The sequence below is a fragment of the Limnobaculum parvum genome (assembly GCF_003096015.2).
Classification (GTDB): domain Bacteria; phylum Pseudomonadota; class Gammaproteobacteria; order Enterobacterales; family Enterobacteriaceae; genus Limnobaculum; species Limnobaculum parvum.
In genome coordinates, this window is record NZ_CP029185.2 from 3116356 (window position 1) to 3137410 (window position 21055).

General features: G+C 47.4%; 21 protein-coding genes and 1 pseudogene. 15 read left to right on the forward strand and 7 right to left on the reverse strand.

Annotated elements, in window-relative coordinates; genetic code table 11:
* Positions 1–161: 161 nt before the first annotated feature.
* The 5 genes and pseudogenes from HYN51_RS12975 to HYN51_RS16880 all read right to left on the reverse strand — a co-directional run.
* A complete protein-coding gene (locus HYN51_RS12975) occupies positions 162–1610 on the reverse strand; it encodes a DUF3999 domain-containing protein (RefSeq protein ID WP_108900412.1) in 1449 nt (482 codons plus the stop codon).
* Positions 1607–4414, reverse strand: coding sequence for a DUF2339 domain-containing protein (locus HYN51_RS12980; RefSeq protein WP_108900413.1), 2808 nt, complete (start codon positions 4412–4414; stop codon positions 1607–1609). Before HYN51_RS12980 ends, HYN51_RS12975 begins: the two co-directional genes overlap by 4 nt.
* Positions 4415–4540: 126 nt before the next feature.
* A complete protein-coding gene (locus HYN51_RS12985) occupies positions 4541–5353 on the reverse strand; it encodes a siderophore-interacting protein (protein WP_108900414.1) in 813 nt (270 codons plus the stop codon).
* Between the two features lie 158 nt (positions 5354–5511).
* Positions 5512–5985, reverse strand: coding sequence for a DMT family transporter (locus HYN51_RS16875; RefSeq protein ID WP_456237236.1), 474 nt, complete (start codon positions 5983–5985; stop codon positions 5512–5514).
* A 45-nt stretch (positions 5986–6030) separates the two neighbouring features.
* Positions 6031–6308, reverse strand: a pseudogene (locus HYN51_RS16880) (EamA family transporter); the annotation flags it as partial.
* A gap of 481 nt (positions 6309–6789) precedes the next feature.
* Between HYN51_RS16880 and tkt the strand changes: the two are divergent.
* From tkt to HYN51_RS13035, 10 genes are all read left to right on the forward strand, one after another.
* On the forward strand, positions 6790–8784 hold the full coding sequence (gene tkt / locus HYN51_RS12995; RefSeq protein WP_108900415.1) for a transketolase: 1995 nt from the start codon (positions 6790–6792) through the stop codon (positions 8782–8784).
* A gap of 83 nt (positions 8785–8867) precedes the next feature.
* Positions 8868–9044 carry a hypothetical protein gene (locus HYN51_RS16410; RefSeq protein WP_157953045.1) on the forward strand — a complete coding sequence of 59 codons (177 nt, stop codon included), beginning with the start codon at positions 8868–8870 and terminating at the stop codon, positions 9042–9044.
* Positions 9045–9238: 194 nt separating this feature from the next.
* A complete protein-coding gene (crcB, locus tag HYN51_RS13000; protein WP_108900416.1) occupies positions 9239–9625 on the forward strand; it encodes a fluoride efflux transporter CrcB in 387 nt (128 codons plus the stop codon).
* A gap of 420 nt (positions 9626–10045) precedes the next feature.
* Positions 10046–10720 (forward strand): DedA family protein, encoded by a 675-nt coding sequence (locus tag HYN51_RS13005; protein WP_108900417.1) that lies wholly within the window; start codon positions 10046–10048, stop codon positions 10718–10720.
* A 217-nt stretch (positions 10721–10937) separates the two neighbouring features.
* Positions 10938–11249, forward strand: coding sequence for a DUF883 family protein (locus HYN51_RS13010; protein WP_108900418.1), 312 nt, complete (start codon positions 10938–10940; stop codon positions 11247–11249).
* 2 nt (positions 11250–11251) lie between these two features.
* Positions 11252–11647, forward strand: coding sequence for a phage holin family protein (locus HYN51_RS13015; protein WP_192878409.1), 396 nt, complete (start codon positions 11252–11254; stop codon positions 11645–11647).
* Positions 11644–11928 (forward strand): YqjK-like family protein, encoded by a 285-nt coding sequence (locus tag HYN51_RS13020; RefSeq protein WP_108900419.1) that lies wholly within the window; start codon positions 11644–11646, stop codon positions 11926–11928. Before HYN51_RS13015 ends, HYN51_RS13020 begins: the two co-directional genes overlap by 4 nt.
* Positions 11929–12228: 300 nt before the next feature.
* The gene (locus HYN51_RS13025; protein WP_108900420.1) at positions 12229–12621 is read left to right on the forward strand and encodes a DoxX family protein; all 393 of its coding nucleotides are present in this window, start codon (positions 12229–12231) and stop codon (positions 12619–12621) included.
* Between the two features lie 140 nt (positions 12622–12761).
* Positions 12762–13751 (forward strand): glutathione S-transferase family protein, encoded by a 990-nt coding sequence (locus HYN51_RS13030; protein ID WP_108900421.1) that lies wholly within the window; start codon positions 12762–12764, stop codon positions 13749–13751.
* Between the two features lie 14 nt (positions 13752–13765).
* Positions 13766–14623 (forward strand): pirin family protein, encoded by an 858-nt coding sequence (locus HYN51_RS13035; protein ID WP_230513978.1) that lies wholly within the window; start codon positions 13766–13768, stop codon positions 14621–14623.
* 157 nt (positions 14624–14780) lie between these two features.
* Here the strand turns inward: HYN51_RS13035 and HYN51_RS13040 are convergent, their stop codons facing one another.
* Positions 14781–15674, reverse strand: a complete 894-nt coding sequence (locus HYN51_RS13040) for a LysR family transcriptional regulator (protein WP_108900422.1) — start codon at positions 15672–15674, stop codon at positions 14781–14783.
* Between the two features lie 325 nt (positions 15675–15999).
* On the opposite strand from HYN51_RS13040, the gene HYN51_RS16720 reads away from it, so the two are divergent.
* The 4 genes from HYN51_RS16720 (at position 16000) to HYN51_RS13055 (ending at position 19473) form a co-directional block, all read left to right on the forward strand.
* Positions 16000–16122: a hypothetical protein gene (locus HYN51_RS16720; protein ID WP_268993523.1), complete on the forward strand. Its 123-nt coding sequence runs from the start codon at positions 16000–16002 to the stop codon at positions 16120–16122.
* Between the two features lie 92 nt (positions 16123–16214).
* Complete coding sequence (locus tag HYN51_RS13045) at positions 16215–17186, forward strand: HlyD family secretion protein (protein WP_108900423.1); 972 nt, start codon at positions 16215–16217, stop codon at positions 17184–17186.
* Positions 17168–18316 (forward strand): ABC transporter permease, encoded by a 1149-nt coding sequence (locus HYN51_RS13050; RefSeq protein ID WP_108900424.1) that lies wholly within the window; start codon positions 17168–17170, stop codon positions 18314–18316. Before HYN51_RS13045 ends, HYN51_RS13050 begins: the two co-directional genes overlap by 19 nt.
* 2 nt (positions 18317–18318) lie before the next feature.
* Entirely contained in the window at positions 18319–19473 is a 1155-nt protein-coding gene (locus HYN51_RS13055; protein WP_108902067.1) for an ABC transporter permease, read from the forward strand.
* Between the two features lie 29 nt (positions 19474–19502).
* Here the strand turns inward: HYN51_RS13055 and HYN51_RS13060 are convergent, their stop codons facing one another.
* Positions 19503–20162: a DUF4136 domain-containing protein gene (locus HYN51_RS13060; protein WP_108900425.1), complete on the reverse strand. Its 660-nt coding sequence runs from the start codon at positions 20160–20162 to the stop codon at positions 19503–19505.
* A gap of 230 nt (positions 20163–20392) precedes the next feature.
* On the opposite strand from HYN51_RS13060, the gene yiaA reads away from it, so the two are divergent.
* Positions 20393–20830 (forward strand): inner membrane protein YiaA, encoded by a 438-nt coding sequence (yiaA, locus tag HYN51_RS13065; protein ID WP_108900426.1) that lies wholly within the window; start codon positions 20393–20395, stop codon positions 20828–20830.
* Positions 20831–21055: the final 225 nt, after the last annotated feature.

A 21055-nucleotide genomic window follows, 5' to 3' on the forward strand; every position in this document is an offset into this window, starting at 1 on the left:
ATGCGGGCAAAACGAATAAATCAGCATCAAGGGATATTCCAGCCGTAGTAACAATATGCGTGCATCAACATGATATTCGGCAGAAAATCCATTAGTACTTAGCTTTGGAGTACGTCGGGCCACGCCCGACGATTAGCTATTTTAATCAAAAAGTGTGTTATTTATTTGCCTTTAGGTACCATTAATTCCCGAGCCAACCTCAGCACAACCAGTGCTAATCCGGCGACCCCCGCTATCAATAGTCCCCACAATAACCAAGTCTGCCACTGCTGTGCGCGTTCTACCTGAGAGGTTGCCGTGAGGCGTTCTTCTCCGCCCAGCACCATGATATTTCGGGGATCAGCCGGTGGCAGCCCCTGTAATCCATTTGGAGGCATCTCAGAGGCGGGGATGAATTGATTTACACCAATGGTCGCTGCCGGTGCCTGATTCGCCCCCCATGCCAGCAGATACGGCGGATTACCCTGCCCGTTAAACAGCACATCCACCTGCTCTCGCTGGGCAACCACTTTAGGTACCGTATCTCCCCAATTGCCGTTTACCGCTTTAACGCGAATTCCCTGAACTAACAGACTGTTCATCACCAAAGGCTCTGAAGTGCGAAATCCGGTATCGCCATGAATTTGATAGACCACCGTTGTGGTTAATGGATGCCATTTATCCTGCTCGCTACTGCGGTATTCAACATTCACTGGCAACACGGTATTACTCTGTTCAGGCACGATAGAAAGGGATGACAGAGGCTGGGGGCGTTGTAGCTGATATATCGCTTCCGTTTTCGATACCATTTCAGGCTTAAACGTCAGCTCGATAGTTTCAACCGCCGTACGTCGGGTTATAACCACTCCCTGTGCCTTGGAAATAGCTGGAATCGCTATCTTCTCATCACTATTAACCACCAATAGCCAATAGCGAGTGCGCCGACTACTGTAATTATCATCAATATCAATGTTATTCAGCAGCAGGCGGTCGGTACCTGAGGTTAAATCCATTAGCGGTGCATTATCCGCCTGTTTACGCCAGTCCTTCAGATCGCTGCTGCTATACAGTGTGACTTTCGCCTGCCAGTTCGTACTGTTTTGAGCCCAGTCCAGAATAATTTGGTTAAACCCAACATCTTCAGGCTTATCTTTATCCTGATTCAGCTCTAACAGGTAAGTCGCTTCCGGCTTGCGTTCACCATCCTGATAGAGTTTAACCTCAACACCGCTGGCCGATTTAAAAGTGAATGTTTCCCCGTCGTCCCGCTGATTTTCAGCAGGTTTATTTACCGACATCTGCATCGGGAAAATACGTAATGGGATGTTTCTTTGTTCGGTCGTGTCATTGTCTACTGGTGATAAAGCGAAAGTGACCGCCTGCCCCGAACTGTTAAACACCCGGACATCCCGCAAATCAGGATAGACCGTTTCAACATAGACCTCTTCCGGCAACGTTAAGCGATAAAAAGGGGATGGTGTTGAAACTTCCAGTTCTGCCCCCTTATAAAAATCCTTTGGCGTTAACTCAGCGTCATCAGCCTGAGCCAGCGGTAACACCGATAGGCACAAGCCACAGAGCGCTGCACGTAAAGTGAAGGGGGATTTTTTTATTTTTATTAACGACATCATGCCTTTGGCTCCTGCTTAAGGGGCTGACGGGGAGGTAACGGGGAAAAATATCCCACGACTAACAACAAGACTGCAACACCCAGGAATGCGATGGCACGGGCTAAACCACCGCCTTTAGCGCTATCCACCAGGAATAATTTAAAGATCACCACGCTCAGCAAAGCGGCACCAATGAACCAGATAACCCGCCGCCCGGTACGCGCGGATAAAACCATACAAATCAGAGCAATAAGCGTCCAGACGATAGCGAAAGTGGTATGAATCAGACGTGAGGCCCACAGGGCATCAAACCACCAGACGATATCCGCATAGTAAGCCAGTGCCCGCAGCAGAATGCCATTGAACCACCAGAACGCTAGCCCTCCGCCGACCAACGGAATGATGGAGTCCAACTGAATGGCATATGGTTTTAAAATAACGCTAATACGGCGGATCCAGACAATCAGCATTAAAATACCGAACATCGCCGCCTCTTCCAGTGGGTTAACCAATGGTATATAGCGCCAGTTCACCATCTGCCCATCCATCATATTACCGGTGAGTAACATGGCACCTGCTGCGACCATCAGTGGAATGGTGCCCAGCCAATAGACATCGGCATGCGCCTTAATCGGCCAGTACTGACGACGATCGGCGAACCACAGCAGCAGAATAACCAGTGATAAACTGCACATTTGCAGATAGAAGCGCCATTCGTTCATTCCCCATGTCATCTGGGCAGTACGCCAATAGACCTCACTTCCTGCCCAAGCTAATACCAGCCAGAAGATAACCAAATGAGCCAGTCTTTCGGCATTACCTTTCAACAGTTGAGGGGCATCGCGATGTAGCAGGAAGAGTGCCGTAGCAACGACCGCCAGCCAAATCAGGTTCCATAATCCTAACGAAGTTGGCAGCGGGTCATCGCTAAGTTGCAGGAACAGCGCCATCATCGCCGCTGGCCATAACAACCAAACGGCTTGTTTTAACTCAAGCCATGCTAAACGACGTCCCGCAATACGCCATACCCAGACCGAGAGGCTAAGCCCTAACAGGGCGAGCAACATTGGTGCCAGACTATAAGTTCGGGTATAAAATGCTAACGGCAGTTCTATCAGCCACCAGCACCAGAGCATAATTCCAACCGCCAACATCGCCATACTGATCGCCTTCCAGCCATCAGACTCTGGCTTGAAGTGACGCCATAAGGCACCACCGGTAATAAAGCACAGAAACAGTACAGGTAAAACAAACAGTAAAGAGATATCCCAACGATAATCCTGATAGGCCACCAACTGAGCACCCAGTGCCAGTATCAGCAAAGCGCTGCCGCTCCAGCTCAAACGACGCTGATGTTGCAGCAGGCCAAACCACAGAATACCTAGACCTTCCAGCGCCCACGCCAACGAAGTCCATTGAGCAGAAAGCGCCAGCGGAATAGCTAGGGTAACAAAGCTTCCCCCCAATGCCAGATATCCCAAGGCGATGCGTTTACCTTCCTGTGGGAAACGACGCAGCGAGCCCCACGTGATCACCAGATAAATCAGACCAAAGCCCAGTGCAGAGAACGCCGGACCAAATGGCCACTGTTTGGTCATCGCGTATTGCAGAGCAAAACCAATCAGCGGAGGGCCAAACAGTAAGGTTCCGTCTATCGCCATATGCTGCTGAAGTCGGTTTTTTACCGCAAACAGCTCGGCCAGCAGGCTAAACAGAATCAGATTAGCAATTAGAAATAGCTGGCAGGAGAGGTAATCTTCTGGCTGATAATGTTCCACACCCCACATGATGGCCACGCCAAAGGTGAAGACAAAACCCAGTAAATTAAGCACCCGCCACGACTGCCAAATGCTGATAAACAAAATGCCGCTGGAAATGAGTAAATAATAAGAGAACAACCCAATATGGTTAGCGCTACCGGTAGAAAGCAGAATGGGTGACAGATAACCACCGATACTGGCGAGCATGGCAAGGCTCAATGCCCGTTGCAATACAGCCAGCGCCACACTGGCGGCACAAATCACCAGCATCAATACAAAGGCAAAAGTGTGTGGTAACAGTTGGTAAAGCCGGAAAGCAGCAAATACCGTAAGATACAACGCCCCCACCGCACCGCCCTGCAATATCAAAGCATATAAAGGTTGCTTATGGCGTAAGCGCCATCCTAACGCTAACAACACCACACTGATCAGCGCAGAGCTGGCAAGTCGTAGTTCAATCGGGAACATATCCCGCTCAATGGTATATTTCAACAGGTAGGCAATGCCAAAAAACAGCAGCAGAATACCCAATTTTGCTACCGGGTTGCCTTTTACCAGCCAAGAAATGATGCCAGAAAAAATATCGGAACCTTCACTTTGGGCTGGTGATACTGGCGGAGTTTGGTGTAGAACCGGTTTTGGTGTAGTGACGGGTTTCACCGCCGTAACATTCACAGATGATGTCTGAGTCGTGGCCTGTTTCGCAGCGGAAGCAGAAATCACCGCAACGGGTTCAGATGGTTTTGCCGGAGGATTGACTGGCTCAAAATCGCTTTTTGCTGCCATTGCCGGTGACGCAGCCATTTTATCGGTTAATGGTGGAGTAACCTGCTCTGATAATTGTTGTGATACGGCAGGTTGAACCCTCGCCTCCTGAACATCAGACGGCCTGACTGGAATATATTCCAAGTGGTTAAGTTGTTTCTGTAACGACTCAACCTGCTTTTTTAGCTGATTTACTTCATCTCTGGCATGGCGGCTGCGGCTCATCGCCACCAGCGCCATTATTGGCGCTGCCAATACAGCGATAAGAATGATAACACCAAGAAATATCAACTCATCCATTATCGATTCATCCTGAATAAAGGGAGAAGCCAGTTTCACAGGAATACGCTTTATCGTCTACTGTAGAACAACAAATTATTACCTTACATCACCGTTTCTCTTCTGCTATAGCGCTAAATGACGCCATTACTCATCGACAGAATGGTTAAAACCACCTTCTGGCACCCCTTTTCGCCAGTAATTCACCAGATAGTACTCATCACGTTGTAGCTTCATTTTATCTTTAATCGCACGGCGTAGCCCTTTCGCCAAATCACACTCCATTCCTCCCCAGATCAGCGGAGAAAAACCGTCAGGAATTTGAACCGAAGCAACCGCATCAATCAGCTTACTCTCCTGATCTGGATGCCGAACTAACCAAATGATTTCCATTCCTGCTGGCCCACGTAATGGGAGCAAATCAGCTTTTGAAGGTACTTCAATAATGGCTTTTCCTTTAGCATTCGCAGGTAAAACCTGTTCTAGGGTGTAGCCAATCGCAGGCAATGCCGATATATCACCCGCCAGTACCAGCCATTGATCGCGGTAAGACAAACGTGCACCGGGTCCCCAGATGCCTATTTTATCACCGGCTTTAGCCTGTTTAGCCCATTCGGAAGCAACACCACCATCATGACAGACCAGATCAATGGTCAATTGATGTAATTGAGCATCATAATCACGCAGACTATAGGTTCTTACCGTTGGACGTTCGCCCTGTTCTGGCCATACTAAACGCCCTTTTAAGGCATCATATTCAGGCCAAAGCAGACAAGCTGCATTGGCTGGTGGAATAAAGAGTTTCAGATGAGGGCCAATCAGGCTAGCATCCATATCTAAGTCGACCAACTCCTCGCCACCCAGAATCACCCGACGGATATTTTCCGTCAGCCGATAGGACTCAATAACATGCAGTTCCCGCTGACCTTCAGCGCGTTTAGGTGGACAAGAGGAGGACATAGGACAGACCCTTAAGATTGGCAACGATCGTTTCAATTAACGCCACCAATAATAAATGATTCCTATTATCATTTAAAGTATCAGAAAGAATCTTTAATTGACGATAGCCGTTCCATCGCCAGCGTTTTATAAGTACTCAAGGAGGAGCAAAGGGCTTTCTATTCTCTGCGCTTAGATAAACTCACCAACACCAGCGCCATCACCACACAAACAATACCGGCAGCTTCAGGGCCGTTAGGACGTTCACCCAATAACCACCATGACAAAAGCGCACTACAAACGGGAACAGCCAAGGTACCTAACCCAGCAATAGAGGCAGGTAAATGTTTCAGAATAAACATCCAAAGCACCCAAGCAACCGCCGTTCCCAGCACCGCGTTATACAGTAATCCACCCCAAAGATAAGGATGCCAGATAATCGGTTTTGAAGGGATAATCAGGGCGATAACCGTTAACGCAATAGCCCCCATCGCCATCTGCCAAGTGGTTAACGATAGCAGGTCCGTAGGTGTACGAAGATACAAGCGTTTAGCAATAATCACACTCGCGCCCCAGCAGAAACCAGAGAATATCGCTAATATGGAGGCCAGCATCGACCCATTATTATTCCACGGCTGCAAAATCAGAATCATGCCGCAAACGGCGATTGCCGTAGCCAAATACTGCAATTTAACCAACCGCTCATTTAAGAACAGCCCCGCCAGTAAAATAACCCAAAACGGCATGGTATACGCCAGAATAGCCACCTTACCAGCTCCGCCAGTGATCAGCGCCCATTGGGAAAAGCCAACCATTCCGACCGTCTGTAACACACCAATAATAAATGTAGTGCCCAAGGGAGGGGCTTCATTCCTCGATTACGTAGTTTAAGCACCAGTAATAACAGAACCGCTCCTAGTGCACAGCGCATAGCGGCGAAATCAAACGGGCCGATATAAACCAGCACGGTTTTCATCACGATCCAACTGTAACTCCAGATACAAGTGAGGAAAACTAAAGCAATAACGGCAGAAAGATTGAGTTTCAAGATGGTTACACCATAGGGATAGATCGCAACACCGGTTCAATATGTAGACGATAAGTCAGCAATGAACGATTAAGCAATCATACGATCGAGGTAAATGTATTATCGGCTAAAGCCGGGGGAAGGCAAGTAAAGAAACAGATCCAAAAATTTACCGTCAGAATCCTGCAAGTTCAGCGATTAAACACACTAAAAGCAGCATGACTAACACTATGTAGATGCTGTCAGACCCTTTATGCTGTGGCGATAAAGTCCCATTTATGTCTATAAGCTAATTTTGAGTCGACCGTTCTAAACAGCTCTGATAAATTTTTTGCTTCTCAGGGCTCAGATTAATCTGTTATAACTATCAATCTGGATACAGAAGCAGACATATTTTGTTCTGGATATCTTTCACCCAATGGAGCTAATAATGCCTTCTCATAAAGAACTCGCTAACGCTATTCGCGCCCTCAGTATGGACGCTGTACAAAAGGCCAAATCAGGCCATCCCGGAGCCCCGATGGGCATGGCCGATATCGCGGAAGTTCTGTGGCGCGGTTTCCTCAAACACAATCCAACCAATCCTCAGTGGGCTAACCGCGACCGCTTCGTGCTGTCTAACGGTCACGGCTCCATGCTGATTTATAGCCTGTTGCACCTGAGCGGTTATGACCTGACTATCGATGATTTAAAACAGTTCCGTCAGTTGCATTCCCGCACCCCAGGCCACCCAGAATATGGCTATGCCCCGGGTGTGGAGACCACCACCGGTCCGTTGGGTCAGGGTATCTGTAACGCCGTGGGAATGGCGATTGCCGAGCGCACGCTGTCTGCCCAATTCAACCGCCCGGGTCACGACATCGTTGACCATTATACTTACACCTTCATGGGTGACGGCTGCATGATGGAAGGGGTTTCTCACGAAGCCTGTTCACTGGCCGGTACTCTAAAACTGGGCAAGCTGATTGCCTTCTATGATGACAACGGTATCTCCATTGACGGCCACGTTGAAGGCTGGTTCACCGATGACACCGCGATGCGTTTTGAAGCCTACGGCTGGCACGTTATTCGCGGTATCGATGGTCATGATGCCGAAGCCATCCGCAAAGCGGTAGAGCAGGCGCAGAAAGAAACCGGTAAGCCTTCACTGCTGATGTGCAAAACCATCATTGGTTTTGGTTCCCCCAACAAAGCGGGGACTCACGACAGCCATGGTGCACCATTAGGCGATGCGGAAGTGGCAGCGACTCGTGAAGCGTTGGGCTGGAAATACGAGCCGTTTGTTATTCCTCAGGAAATCTATAGCGCATGGGATGCCAAATCTGCCGGTCAGACGGCGGAAGCGGCGTGGGACAAACAGTTTGCGGCCTATCGTTCAGCGCATCCTGAATTGGCGGCCGAGTTTACCCGTCGCGTCAGCGGTCAGTTACCGACTCAGTGGCAGGCCGAATCTCAGAAGTTTATCGAACATTTACAGGCTAACCCAGCCAATATTGCCAGCCGTAAGGCATCACAAAATGCGTTGGAAGCCTTTGGTAAACTCCTGCCGGAGTTTCTGGGCGGCTCCGCTGACTTGGCACCCAGTAACCTAACCATCTGGTCCGGTTCAAAGTCGATAGTGGATGACTTAGCGGGCAACTATATTCATTACGGCGTGCGCGAATTCGGGATGTCGGCGATGATGAACGGTATCGCCCTGCACGGTGGTTTTGTGCCTTACGGCGCGACGTTCCTGATGTTTATGGAATATGCCCGTAACGCGTTACGTATGGCCGCGCTGATGAAAATTCGCAGCGTATTCGTGTATACCCACGACTCCATCGGTCTGGGTGAAGATGGCCCAACTCACCAGCCGGTGGAGCAAATGGCCAGCCTGCGCCTGACGCCAAACATGAGCACTTGGCGTCCGTGTGACCAAGTTGAATCCGCGATTGCGTGGAAGTCAGCGATTGAGCGCTTAGATGGCCCAAGCGCGCTGATTTTCTCCCGTCAGAACCTGACTCAACAACCGCGTACCGCAGAACAACTGGCTAACGTAGCGCGTGGGGGTTATGTGCTGAAAGACTGTGCCGGAACGCCAGAGTTAATATTGATGGCGACCGGTTCAGAAGTGAGCTTGGCGGTGGATGCGGCAGACAAACTGGCAGGCGAAGGCCGCAACGTTCGCGTGGTTTCGATACCTTGTACCGAAGTGTTTGACCGTCAGGATGCGGTTTACCGCGAGTCGGTCCTGCCATCAGGCGTGACGGCGCGAGTGGCCGTAGAAGCGGGAATTGCGGACTTCTGGTTCAAATACACCGGCCTAAACGGTCGTATTATCGGTATGCACAGCTTCGGCGAATCCGCACCGGCAGAACAACTGTTTGTTGAGTTCGGCTTTACGGTCGATAACGTGGTGGCGAATGCCCGTGAGTTACTGAAGTAAGAAACGTCCCCGACCTTCTCATCGAGCACGGGAATTCAGCCGACAACTGAGAGAGGGTCGCACGCCAAACATGGAGGTTTGGCGTGGCGCGGAGACGTTCGCCTTTTAACGCTTCTTCCTCAGCCACTCGCACCGATATTACCCCAGACACGATACTGTTAGTGGGTGAAACCTGCGCTATATTAGCCACTATTGAAGTTAATCAGCATAATCAAGCGCGTTGTACCTATTCCATTTCTCGCTATACTAATAATCGGTGATGGCGTTCCACCATTAATCCTTCGGTTATAAACCACTTAATACTAAAGGTTGATGATACCTGACAAAGATGACTCCACGATGGCGGTCTGTGTTTCAGGTGCTTTTGTTACCCACCAGTACCCCAAGATCCATTCAAATCCAATAAATTAAACTAAACCTATGCTGCTATTGGCATGCATTCCAGGAGAAGAAAATGAGCTATGGCATAACGTTATTTATCGTTGCGTTTGGTGGGGCTATTGGGGCTATGAGTCGCTTTCAGATTACTAACTGGTTTATGCCATGGTTTGGTAATAGCTTCCCCTACGCTACCCTTGCCGTCAACGTCATCGGCTCTTTCATTATGGGGGCTCTGATGTCAGCCCTGACTCACGGCACATTGATTTCTCCTCACTGGCGTCCTCTGATTGGTGTCGGTTTTTTAGGGGCGCTAACCACCTTCTCCACCTTTTCGTTTGATACGCTGGTGTTATTCACCCAAGGAGAGTGGTTAAAAGCTGCGCTAAATATTATCGCTAATGTGTTGCTCTGCCTGTTTGCTGTCGCGATTGGTTATCAATTATTGATAAAAGCACAGTGAATTAGTCAGTTTTTGGTCTTCGTCAATAATCATACTTTCAGAGCGTGATAATCTCCGGCCTGTTTTTCTGTAAAGATGTTAAAATAATCCTTAGAAATAGCGGAAATCCTGATTTTTTGCTGTTTCGGCATAGTGAACTTTGTTAGAGTGGCAACGTTGTTTTCTCCCTGTTTATGGATGAAAGAGAAAAATCAGCGGCATCAGCAAATACACCAACACATGTTGACTAAACTGATATCAGAAGCCCGTCTATTCCAAAGGCTTCACCAATTTAGCTGTAGATTACTTAGCGTCAAAAGAAGTCTGTCGATATTCAGGGCACACGCCAGATACCAGCCTTACTTTAGCAACAGAGATCTCTAGCAAACCATTTAATCCCCGGGGACATATTCCGGTTACACCGATGTTTAGGAATACGAAATGGATGTAATACACACGCTCTGGCAAGCGCTCTGGCACCACGATATAGTCATGCTAACTAATCCGTCCCTTGCTTGGACTCTATACGGCATACTTTTCACTATTTTGTTGCTGGAAAATGGGGTTCTTCCCGCTGCATTTTTACCGGGTGATAGCCTATTGCTGCTAGTGGGTGTTTTAGTCGCTAAAGGCGCGATCAATTATCCGCTGGCGATCGTGATTCTTACCGCGGGTGCCAGTATCGGCAGTTGGATTGGCTTCCTACAGGGGCGATGGCTCGGTAATACCGCGTTGGTACAAAACTGGCTTTCCCATATTCCCCCTCACTATCATCAACGTGCCCATAATCTGTTCCATCGCCACGGTCTAGCGGCGCTGTTTATCGGTCGTTTTCTAGCTTTTGTCCGTACTCTATTACCTACTCTGGCTGGCGTCTCTGGCCTAGACAGCAAACGCTTCCAGTTCTTCAGTTGGATGAGCGGTTTCCTGTGGGTCATTATTTTGACCAGTCTGGGTTATGCCTTGGGCAGTACCAAAATTTTCGATCGCTATGAAAATGAATTAATGAAAGGCTTGGTGTTATTACCTATCGTACTGCTGGTTGCCGGTTTGATTGGTTCGATTATCGTTATCTGGCGTAAAAAACGCGCTCATAACGCCAATAAGAGCCTTTAATCATCCCCGAATCTTTTATCGAATAGCCAAATTCTCAGCCGAAATGCTTCACCATTTCGGCTTTTATTTTGTTGATTCTCGGGTAAAACTTGACCTTTCCCCGGGACTTACGCCCTTTCATTTCCTGACAAAACAATACAATTTTCCCTTTTAATAACATTGAATAATGGTCTATGGTTAATATTACATTTCGCTCATATTTTAAGGAGTAGACCCAATGGCACAGCAAAAAGAAAGTACTTCAGAACAACTTCGTGAAGAGCTCGAAACACTGGCAAATACGTTGGAAGAGATCCTACACTCCTCTGGCGATAAACCTAAAGCTGAACTGGACAAAATACGCGCCAAAGCTGAAGGCCTGCTAAAAGATACTCGTACCCGCTTAACTGAAACCCGCGGCAAAATTGTTGACCAAACCAAAGAAATCGCTGATAAAGCCGACAGCTATGTGCATGAAAAACCATGGGCTGGCGTCGGTATCGGTGCGGCAGTTGGTGTGGTGCTTGGCGTACTGTTAACTCGTCGTTAATCATGTCAAATAGCACATCTGTTCAGGGCCCCGGCAAGGGTGCCCTGGCCACTATCCAGCGAATTGCTACCTTACTGCATCGAATGGTACAAACCCGTCTGGAACTGATTGCCGTAGAGTTAGAAGAAGAAAAGGCCAATCTATTTCAATTATTAATGATGGTTGGCCTGACGCTGATCTTTACTGGTTTCTGCCTGATGGGACTGTTTATTCTAGTCTGTCTGGCCATCGATCCTGCCTACCGAGTGCTCGCGTTATCACTGATTACCGGAACGCTGTTTCTTCTAGCCGTGATCACCGGGGTCTGGGCCATGGTCCGGGTTAAACGTTCTACCTTTCTGAAAGAAACCCGTAATCAGTTGAAGCTGGACCGTATCCTACTTGAGGATGAGAAGTGAATAAGCAGCAACGGGAACGCAAAAAAAACCTGCTGCTGCAAGACATTGCTCGTCAGCGATCAGATTTAGCGCAGAGTCGCCAAGCTTGGCTGGAACAAACACAGCCTTTTGATCGGGGTTGGCTAGCGCTGACTCAATACCCTATCATTACTGCCACTAGCCTTGGTGTCGCGGTGGTGTATGGTTTACGCCATCCTCGCAAGCTAATACTTTGGGGTCGTCGTGCTCTCGGTATCTGGAGTACCGTGAATTTCGTCAAAAATAGTCTAAACTCGAAATAACCTTTTCTATTCGGATTTTCCCCTTCTGTTTCATACCGCGGATTAATTCAACAATATTTCTGAGCCTTTGCTTACGAAATTAACATTATCAATTTATGATGTATATAATTTCATTATATATCATAAGCATTATGCATAATAAGTTATTCAAATTTTTTGAAAAAATTATGCAATACTTCTCGCTAACAAGTTTTTATCCCCTGAACTAGGATAAGCACATCGAAACAAAGCAATGTTTGTATGTAACTATTACGGGCAAACAAAGTCATTATTAAACTGTGTTCAGGAGTTAGAGTAGAAATGAATAATTTAAATAACGTTGCATTACTAATCGCCCGTATTTTAATGCCCATTCTGTTTATTGTGGCGGGTTACGGTAAGTTAGGCGCTTACGCCGGAACACAGCAATATATGCAAGCCATGGGCGTTCCTGGCTTCCTGCTACCGCTGACAATTTTACTTGAACTGGGTGGTGGCCTGGCGGTGTTGTTTGGTTTACTGACGCGTACCACCGCAATTTTCACCGCACTGTTCACCCTGTTAACCGCCTTTATTTTTCACACCAACTTTGCTGAAGGCGTTAACCAGTTAATGTTTATGAAAAATCTGACTATTGCTGGTGGTTATATCTTACTGGCGGTAAGCGGCCCGGGTGCATTCAGCATCGATAGACTGCTAAACAAAAAATGGTAATCCACCGATAACCGACAAGCTGCGCTCTAAAGGCGCAGCCTTTTACTTTTTATCTTTTCATACAGTTAAACATATCAAAAAACTCTTACGCTCAAGATTGAGCTACACCTGCTATAACCAACTTATCTGCGGAGGTAAACATGGGACAGCTAGTTAATGGAATCTGGCAGGATGTTTGGTATGACACTCAATCAAGTAACGGTCATTTTAAACGAACCATTCCTCAGTTTCGCCACTGGGTCACTGCCGATGGTCAATCTGGGCCAACCGGAGAAAGTGGTTTTAAGGCCGAAGCGGGTCGTTATCATCTGTATGTTTCCCTCGCCTGCCCTTGGGCTCATCGGACGTTACTGATGCGTAAGCTAAAGGGGCTGGAGCACATGATTTCGGTTTCAGTGGTACATCCTCTGATGCTGGAACACGGTTGGACCTTTGCCACCGATTTTGAAGCAACAACCGGCGATAAGCTTTTTGGACTGGATTACCTGTATCAACTCTATCTGAAAGCCATTCCTGACTATACCGGTCGAGTAACCGTACCCGTACTGTGGGATACGCAAAATAACACCATTGTCAGCAATGAATCTTCAGAAATTATTCGTATGTTTAACAGCGCATTCGATATTCTAGGAGCAGCGCCGGTAGATTATTACCCGGAACCACTGCGTGAAGAAATCGATCGGTTAAACGATTGGATCTATCCAAATATTAACAATGGTGTTTACAAAGCAGGTTTTGCCACCCAACAGGATGTTTACAGTGAGGAAGTCGCTAATGTTTTCAATGCGCTGGATAAACTGGAAGAGAGGCTTAGCGCACAACGCTATCTGACAGGCAACCAGCTAACCGAAGCCGACCTACGGCTGTGGACCTCCTTAGTTCGCTTCGATCCGGTCTATGTCACCCACTTTAAGTGTGATTATCAGCGGATCAGTGATTATCCGAATTTGTATGGTTTTCTGCGGGATATCTACCAGCTTCCCGGCATTCATGAGACGGTTAACTTCCCACATATCCGCAACCACTATTATCGTAGCCATAAAACCATTAACCCAACCGGAGTTATCTCCATCGGGCCGAGACAAGATCTCAATGCTCCACACCATCGCGATCGGCGTTTTGGTGAATAGGTAAGGATAAAATGATGAGTAATCAACAATATCGAGCTATCCGCCAGGTATTTCCAGCAATGGCGACTCAGGACGGTGCAGGGGTTAGCCTCAAACGCGCCTTAGGACAGAGTGACAGCCAGAGAATGGATCCCTATCTGATGATGGATGTGTTCTTTTCCAACGATCCGCAAGACTATATCGCCGGCTTCCCTGACCATCCACACCGCGGTTTTGAAACCATTACCTATATGCTGGAAGGCAATATGCTGCACGAAGACCATGTAGGTCATCGTGGTGAACTGAAAACCGGCGGTATCCAGTGGATGACCGCAGGCCGGGGGATCATTCACTCTGAAATGCCACAGCAGGTCGATGGCGAAATGCGGGGTTTCCAGATTTGGCTGAACCTACCGGCTACCGACAAAATGAAAGATCCCCACTATCAGAACTTCGATGCGGAACAACTGCCGAATATATCGCTGCTGGAAGAGGGGCAAATCATTCTGATTGCCGGTTCGCTGACGCTAGACGGAGATACCTACACCAGCCCGGTGCAGGCTCATGCTACCCAACCGCTAATTGCAGATATTCGTCTGGAGCCTAATGGTGAAGTGCATATTCCGGTTCCGAGTGGGCTTAACGCCCTGCTCTATCTGTTTGAAGGTAAGATTCAGGTAGGGAATGAAGCTCTAGAATTTGACCAGACGGCTATCCTTACCGATGGTGATATGCTGCATTTAAAAGCGGGTATTCTGGGCGGACGCGCCATGCTATTGGCGGGTAAACCATTAAATGAACCCGTGGTACAGTATGGTCCTTTTGTAATGAACACCGTCGATGAAATTAAACAGGCGATAAATGACTATAACAGCGGAAAATTTGCCACTTAGTCGAATGGCATACGTATGTTTTGGGTGAAAGCGAACCGCAAGCTTTCACCCTTTTGACTTGTTAGGCTTTGTCGGAGAGGGGTAGAAAAGCTGAACTGCAGTGCACGACGCAGGTCATGATGTCACCGAGCGGGGAATAAATGAATGTTTGCTGCAATCAGGCTGAAAACAGTTTAGGTATTTCACGCAGTAACCAAGCTTTTGCTTTACCTATTTGATCCCGACGCCAAGCCATGATGATCTCCACTTCACTCCCCGGATCGCTACCAATGACTTTCAGCCTGCCATTTTTCAAATCGTCCTGAATCATATTAACGGGCATGGTAGCGATGCCCAAACCTGCCAGCAATGCTTTATGTTTATCTTCCAAGGAACTGACGGTTAAGCGGTGCTGTTTCTCCAACACTTTTACCGTCAAAATCGGGCGTTCTTTTGCGGTATCGGCAATCGCAATACCGCGATATTTCAGCCGAGTACTTTCATCTAGCGGATTCTGCTCCTGATGAATGGGATGATCTGGCGCAGCCACATACAAACTGGTGATGTTATACAGACGAACCGAGTTAATTTCAGAAGATTGTCGCAGATAGTCAGACGGCCCGATCACAATATCCGCTTTCCCCTGCTCCAACCGTTCCCAAGCACCGGCCAGTACCTCGGTAGTAATCGCGATTTGAGTATCCGACTTTTCAGCCAGTCGGTTAACCAATGGGAACAGGCTCCAAGCGGGAACCAACACTTCAGTAACAATGGTTATATTGGTTTCCCAACCGCGAGACAGGGCTTCCGCATCAGACGTCAGTTTATCTGCCGCCTCCAGCAGAATACGCCCCCGTTCCAGCAACAAACGACCGACGGGGGTAAACTTGGTGCGATGGCCAGAACGGTCGAACAGCACCACGTCCAGCTCTTCCTCTAGCTTTTGCATGGTATAGCTTAACGCTGAAGGAACCCGACCAAGCTCTTCTGCTGCCGCAGCAAAGCTACGACGCCGTTCAATCGCGTCCATGACTCTTAATGCTTCGAGTGTTAGTGCCCTGTCTTTATTCATAATAATCGCTGAATGATTGGCCGGATTGTTGATAACAATATTGTGTTTCAGACTAACCCGCGAATCGAGAATCGTCCAGTGGCAATCAATGTGACGGCCTGCTTTTTATGTCATATCTCACATCAATATAAATAGAATAAATTATCTGGCACTAACGCGTACCGATAAACATCGCCTCGCCATATTCTTATTTCTGATAATTAAATATCAGGCGAACAAATAATGCCGACTGCGGTAGCTAATATCTCTCAATATCCTCAGCAATAAAGTTGTTATATCGGGCTATCTAACCGGACGGTTTAGCACTTTATGCTAAGGGAATATTATGTATGAATTACATATTAAGGTAGAATCCAGTGCCCGCGCAGAGACGATATTTACGCTAATTCCATCCGAGAAAAAGCGCCAGAATCAAGCCGATGCCCTTTGCAGCACAATGACCCGATGACATTTTACTAGTCTGATTATTCAGGCTATTTTTCGTGATGCCTCGCGTTAACTCGTGTTCTAAATAGTGACAATGACAACGATATATTTGATATGAAGAAACAATCGATTATTACCCTGATATTTATAATTATTGTTATTGCGTTGGCAATATTATTCCGCGCACATAACCAATATATTTTACTTCAGGGAGAAGTAGATGCTCCAGAGGTATTAATCACCTCTAAAGCCAAAGGTCGTGTGGTCGAACGTTATTTGGAACGCGGTGACGACGTCAAAGCCGGTAAGCTATTAATGAAGCTGGACAGCCCAGAGCTGGATGCCCAGGTCAAATCCCTAGAGGCCGCCAGAGATCAGGCTAAAGCCCGTCTAGAAGAGTCAATGCACGGCACTCGAGAAGAAAGTATCCGTAACCTGAAAGCGTCACTGGCACAGGCCGAAGCGGTCTATCAGAATGCAGAAAAAGATTATCGCCGTAATCAGAGCATGGCACCTAAGGGCTATGTCTCTGCCACTATGCTGGACGCCTCACTCAAAGCCAAGGAAACCGGGTTTCATCAAGTGAATGCGGCTCGAGCACTGTTGGATGAAGCTCAACATGGCGATCGTAGCGAACAAAAAGATGCCTTTGTTGCAGCCCTTCATCAGGCTGAAGAAAATCTGACTCAAATAAAAGTTCAGCAGGACGAGCTACAGGTTAAAGCCCCGGTAGACGGCGAAATTGGTACCATTCCCGCAGAACAAGGGGAATTACTCAACGCGGCCAGCCCTCTGTTAACCATTATTCGCCTGCCGGATGCCTATTTTGTCTATAACCTGCGTGAAGATATTTTGGCTAACGTGCATAAGGGCGACAAAGTTATGTTGCAGGTACCGGCGTTAAAAAATCAGCAAATTGAAGCAGAAGTACGCTTTATTTCACCCATGGGCGATTTCGCAACCAAACGGGCTACCCGCGCGACCGGCGATTTTGATTTAAAAACTTTCGAAGTGCGACTCTATCCGGTTAAACCGGTTGAAGGGCTGCGTCCGGGGATGAGCGCATTATGGAAATGGGAAGATTAAAAGCTGGCTGGCGCTGCTTTAACCGCTCATTTAACGTAGAAGCCAGAGCTGGCTTTCACAGCATGGTGCTCCACTGGTTAACGTGGATCTTTCCTCTACTGCTGTTTACGGTTATCAGCGCTAACTTCTCCGCCGGAACCATGCTGGATCTACCGGTTGCTGCGGTAGATAACGACCACAGTACCCTATCCAGACGAATTATCCGCGACCTGAATGCGGGTTCTCACGCCCAAATAATCCAGTATAACGACCTGCAACAGGCACAGGTGGATCTGCGTTCAGCTAAGGTTTATGCCTTGCTGTACATTCCCCATAATTTTGAAGCGGATGTATTAGCCGCCCGTCAACCAATCTCAGCGCTTTATTATAATGGCCTGTTTTATGGGGCTGGTCTTTACTCTACTCAAGACTTTCCCGGCCTGACGTCAGAAGTGAATCAAACCTATTCACAAATTATCGCTACGGCTATTGGCCGTCCGCTACCCCCACTGGCACAAGTCAGCCTTTCTTATGAGAGCCTGTTTAACGCCAGCGGTAACTTTATTTACTACCAGCTGTTTGCCTCGACCATCCATATTCTCCAACTGTTTGTGGTCACCTGTACCATTTATGTTTTGAGCCGGCGTAAAGTATTACTCAATGCCCGTCCCTTCAGTCTGGCGCTAATAGGTAAGCTGGCCCCTTACACCATTATTTACACCCTATTACTGATGGTACAAATTGCCACCTTGGTTACTTATTCAGGAGCCAGAATCAATGGAAATCCACTATTTATGCTGGCTATTGGCTTCTTCTATATTATGGCTGCACAAAGTATCGGCCTACTGCTGTTTACCTTTACCAAAGATATTATTACTGCCTATACGTTGATTGGTCTGCTGGTGGGTATCGCCATGACTTACTCAGGTACCGCTGTGCCCGAGCTGTCCATGCCGCTTATTGCTCAGATCATTGCCAACATTGAACCGCTGACCCATGCCCTATATGCCCTGTTTGACGTATTTTTACGTGGCGTTCCGGCATCATCACTGATTGATGTCTGTGTACTGTTGCTGGTTTATCCACTGCTCACTGCATTTTTGGTGAGAAAACGCTTACCTAAGCGCCTGCAAAACGGGGACATTCGATAATGATGAAAGCCTATTTCCACGGCTTTATGATGATCATGAGCCGCATGCTGGAAAAACCGGTGTGGATGCTATTGCTCTGTTCACTGTGCATCATGAGTCTGGTTTACGTTAACCATTCAGTTTGGGATCTGCCGGTCGCCGTGGTCGATCTGGACCACAGTTCCGCCAGCCGTATGGTAACCCGCAGCCTCGATGCTAGCGCCAAAATTGCGGTGCAAAACTACATCTCCATTGAAGAAGCGCAACAGGATTTAGTAGCCCGTAAGCTGTTTGCCGTGGTGGTGCTGCCACACAATATGGAAAAGCGCATCCTGCATGGAGAAAACGTCACGATTCCTGCCTATGGCGACGCCACCAACCGGCTGGCTAACGGACAGATCGAGCAGGATGTGATCAGCGCCTATCGCGCCATGACGCTGTCTTATAATAGTGAAATTCTGCTGAACAATGGGTTTACCCCGGTTCAGATTCAACGCATTCTCTCGCCAATCAAGGCTCAGAGTATTGATGTATTTAATCCCGGAATCAGTTTTGCGGCCATCACCTTCCCCGGCCTGATGGTGATGATGTTACAACACACGCTGCTAATTGCCGCTACGCGCACCAGTATTGTGTTACACACCTTACCGCAGGGAAAACCGCCACTGCCGGTTTATTTGGGGTGCCTATCGGCACTGATCCCCATTTGGCTGTTTTTATCGGTCATTTTATTTGTGATCTGGCCAATGCTGTTGGGCTATCGACAGACCGCCACCATACCCGAAATTCTGGTACTTACCTTCCCGTTTATTCTAGCAACCTTAGGTTTTGCCAAGCTGATTACGGAATGTTTACGTAGCATTGAGCTAATTTACCTAACGTTAGCTATGGTCACTACGCCGGTGTTCTATATTTCCGGTACTATCTGGCCGCTACAATTGATGCCTAAATGGGTGTGGTTTATTTCTCATCTGCTGCCATCAACCTGGGCAACCAATGCCATTGCCAGCGTTAACCAGATGGGGCTTTCCATTACAGAAGTGGGCGGTGACGTAGTGATGATGTTGGTACTGGGTGCAAGCTATGCCACGCTGGGCTGGCTGGTGGGTACGCTAAGAGATGGTCACCTAAGGCGCTTTATGACTAACCTGAGGCATGGTTTGCACAAAAAATCGTAATCCCAGCCGATGCCGGGATGACATGTAATCTACTTAATGGCTTGCAAATTAAGCACTGCCGGATCCTGTTCATCCACCGACACGGTGACGCTGTGTTGGGAATCTTGACCAATATAGGGTTCGGCAGCCACCAGCATATACGGGAACATATAGCGTAAATCGCCGTTATCATTATTGCTGACAATCAGCACATCCCACAGCGGTTTTACCGTTTTATCTTTACGATAGATACCGGCATCAATGGACTGTAAGCGGATCAACTTTCTGTACACTATGGATTGATAAACCATCGGTTCATAAGCCGGATACCCCAGCATTGGATAAGGATAATAACCAAAGCGAGAACCGTAGAACGGCCCAACTCGTGGGTACACTGGCGTATTCACAATCTCAGTACGAACCTGCGGCTCACTAACCCGATAGCTTAGAGAGATCAACACTTCGGCATCCTGTTGATGGGTTACCTGCACATAGCCTTGTTGATTCAACACCGCGGCCACCTGACGCGCATATTCTGCGAAATTCAGATCGTCATTAACCGACTGATATCGTTCTGAAACTAAGGCAAATTTTTTATACTGGACTGCCGCATCTTTCGCCTTAATAGCACTGACCTGAACATACTCCGTATGGGCACAGCCAGAAAGCGCGCCAACCAACAACAGGGTGAAGACCATTTTCCAGTTCATAGACAGGCTCCCGACAGATAGATGACTAAAACGTCTTTGTTTATTATGACAACAAAACAGAGAAATGAATCATTGCATCCAATGTGTTATTGGCGTTTTATTAATTATAAAAATCAACACCACAGCTAAAGACACCGTTCTTTGATGAAGAAACAATAAGATTTGCGTGAGCATTTTATTATGATATTAATGATCACTCAAATTTCTATTTATTAATCAAGGTTCTTACAATGGAACGAAAGACTACAGGAATATCTTCCGCATTCAGTATAGTTTCATGGATTGCACTTCTTGGTGGAGTAGCTGTATATCTGCTTGGCTTATGGAATGCACAAATGGAACTCAATGAAAAAGGATATTACTTTTCTGTTCTGATTCTAGGCTTATTTGCTGCAATCTCCCTACAAAAAACAGTTCGTGATAAATTAGAATCTATCCCAACCACTAATCTGTATTACTCAATGTGTGTTATTGCGTTTATCATCTCTGTATTGCTGCTCGCGATCGGGTTGTGGAATGCTACATTACTGCTCAGTGAAAAAGGCTTCTACGGACTTGCGTTCTTTCTTAGTTTATTTGGCGCCATCGCGGTACAGAAGAATGTACGTGATACCGAAAACCAACCGGTAGAACATAGTTTCTTTAACGAAACAGAAGAAAAAGAATAATATTGAATCCTGCCATTATGGATAGCTCCAGAGGTTATCCATAATGGTCAATACTGCGCGTATCGTTTCGTTTAGTTGCAATATCAAACCTTAGATTTGAATAATCATTTCATTACATTATTCAGCTCCCCTATCGTTAACCACTACTCTCTTCCAGAATGGCGGTTACTTATTTTCTCATCGGTTCCTTCTGTTTTTGCTTGTTTTTTGTTCCCTTGATATTGA

Bases quoted from the DNA above. Each gene is read 5' to 3' on its own strand.
- HYN51_RS12975 (WP_108900412.1), bottom strand. From the start codon at position 1,610: ATGATGTCGTTAATAAAAATAAAAAAATCCCCCTTCACTTTACGTGCA.
- HYN51_RS12980 (WP_108900413.1), bottom strand. From the start codon at position 4,414: ATGGATGAGTTGATATTTCTTGGTGTTATCATTCTTATCGCTGTATTG.
- HYN51_RS12985 (WP_108900414.1), bottom strand. From the start codon at position 5,353: ATGTCCTCCTCTTGTCCACCTAAACGCGCTGAAGGTCAGCGGGAACTG.
- HYN51_RS16875 (WP_456237236.1), bottom strand. From the start codon at position 5,985: ATGATTCTGATTTTGCAGCCGTGGAATAATAATGGGTCGATGCTGGCC.
- tkt (WP_108900415.1), top strand. From the start codon at position 6,790: ATGCCTTCTCATAAAGAACTCGCTAACGCTATTCGCGCCCTCAGTATG.
- crcB (WP_108900416.1), top strand. From the start codon at position 9,239: ATGAGCTATGGCATAACGTTATTTATCGTTGCGTTTGGTGGGGCTATT.
- HYN51_RS13005 (WP_108900417.1), top strand. From the start codon at position 10,046: ATGGATGTAATACACACGCTCTGGCAAGCGCTCTGGCACCACGATATA.
- HYN51_RS13010 (WP_108900418.1), top strand. From the start codon at position 10,938: ATGGCACAGCAAAAAGAAAGTACTTCAGAACAACTTCGTGAAGAGCTC.
- HYN51_RS13015 (WP_192878409.1), top strand. From the start codon at position 11,252: ATGTCAAATAGCACATCTGTTCAGGGCCCCGGCAAGGGTGCCCTGGCC.
- HYN51_RS13025 (WP_108900420.1), top strand. From the start codon at position 12,229: ATGAATAATTTAAATAACGTTGCATTACTAATCGCCCGTATTTTAATG.
- HYN51_RS13030 (WP_108900421.1), top strand. From the start codon at position 12,762: ATGGGACAGCTAGTTAATGGAATCTGGCAGGATGTTTGGTATGACACT.
- HYN51_RS13035 (WP_230513978.1), top strand. From the start codon at position 13,766: ATGAGTAATCAACAATATCGAGCTATCCGCCAGGTATTTCCAGCAATG.
- HYN51_RS13040 (WP_108900422.1), bottom strand. From the start codon at position 15,674: ATGAATAAAGACAGGGCACTAACACTCGAAGCATTAAGAGTCATGGAC.
- HYN51_RS16720 (WP_268993523.1), top strand. From the start codon at position 16,000: ATGTATGAATTACATATTAAGGTAGAATCCAGTGCCCGCGCAGAGACG.
- HYN51_RS13045 (WP_108900423.1), top strand. From the start codon at position 16,215: ATGAAGAAACAATCGATTATTACCCTGATATTTATAATTATTGTTATT.
- HYN51_RS13050 (WP_108900424.1), top strand. From the start codon at position 17,168: ATGGAAATGGGAAGATTAAAAGCTGGCTGGCGCTGCTTTAACCGCTCA.
- HYN51_RS13055 (WP_108902067.1), top strand. From the start codon at position 18,319: ATGAAAGCCTATTTCCACGGCTTTATGATGATCATGAGCCGCATGCTG.
- HYN51_RS13060 (WP_108900425.1), bottom strand. From the start codon at position 20,162: ATGAACTGGAAAATGGTCTTCACCCTGTTGTTGGTTGGCGCGCTTTCT.
- yiaA (WP_108900426.1), top strand. From the start codon at position 20,393: ATGGAACGAAAGACTACAGGAATATCTTCCGCATTCAGTATAGTTTCA.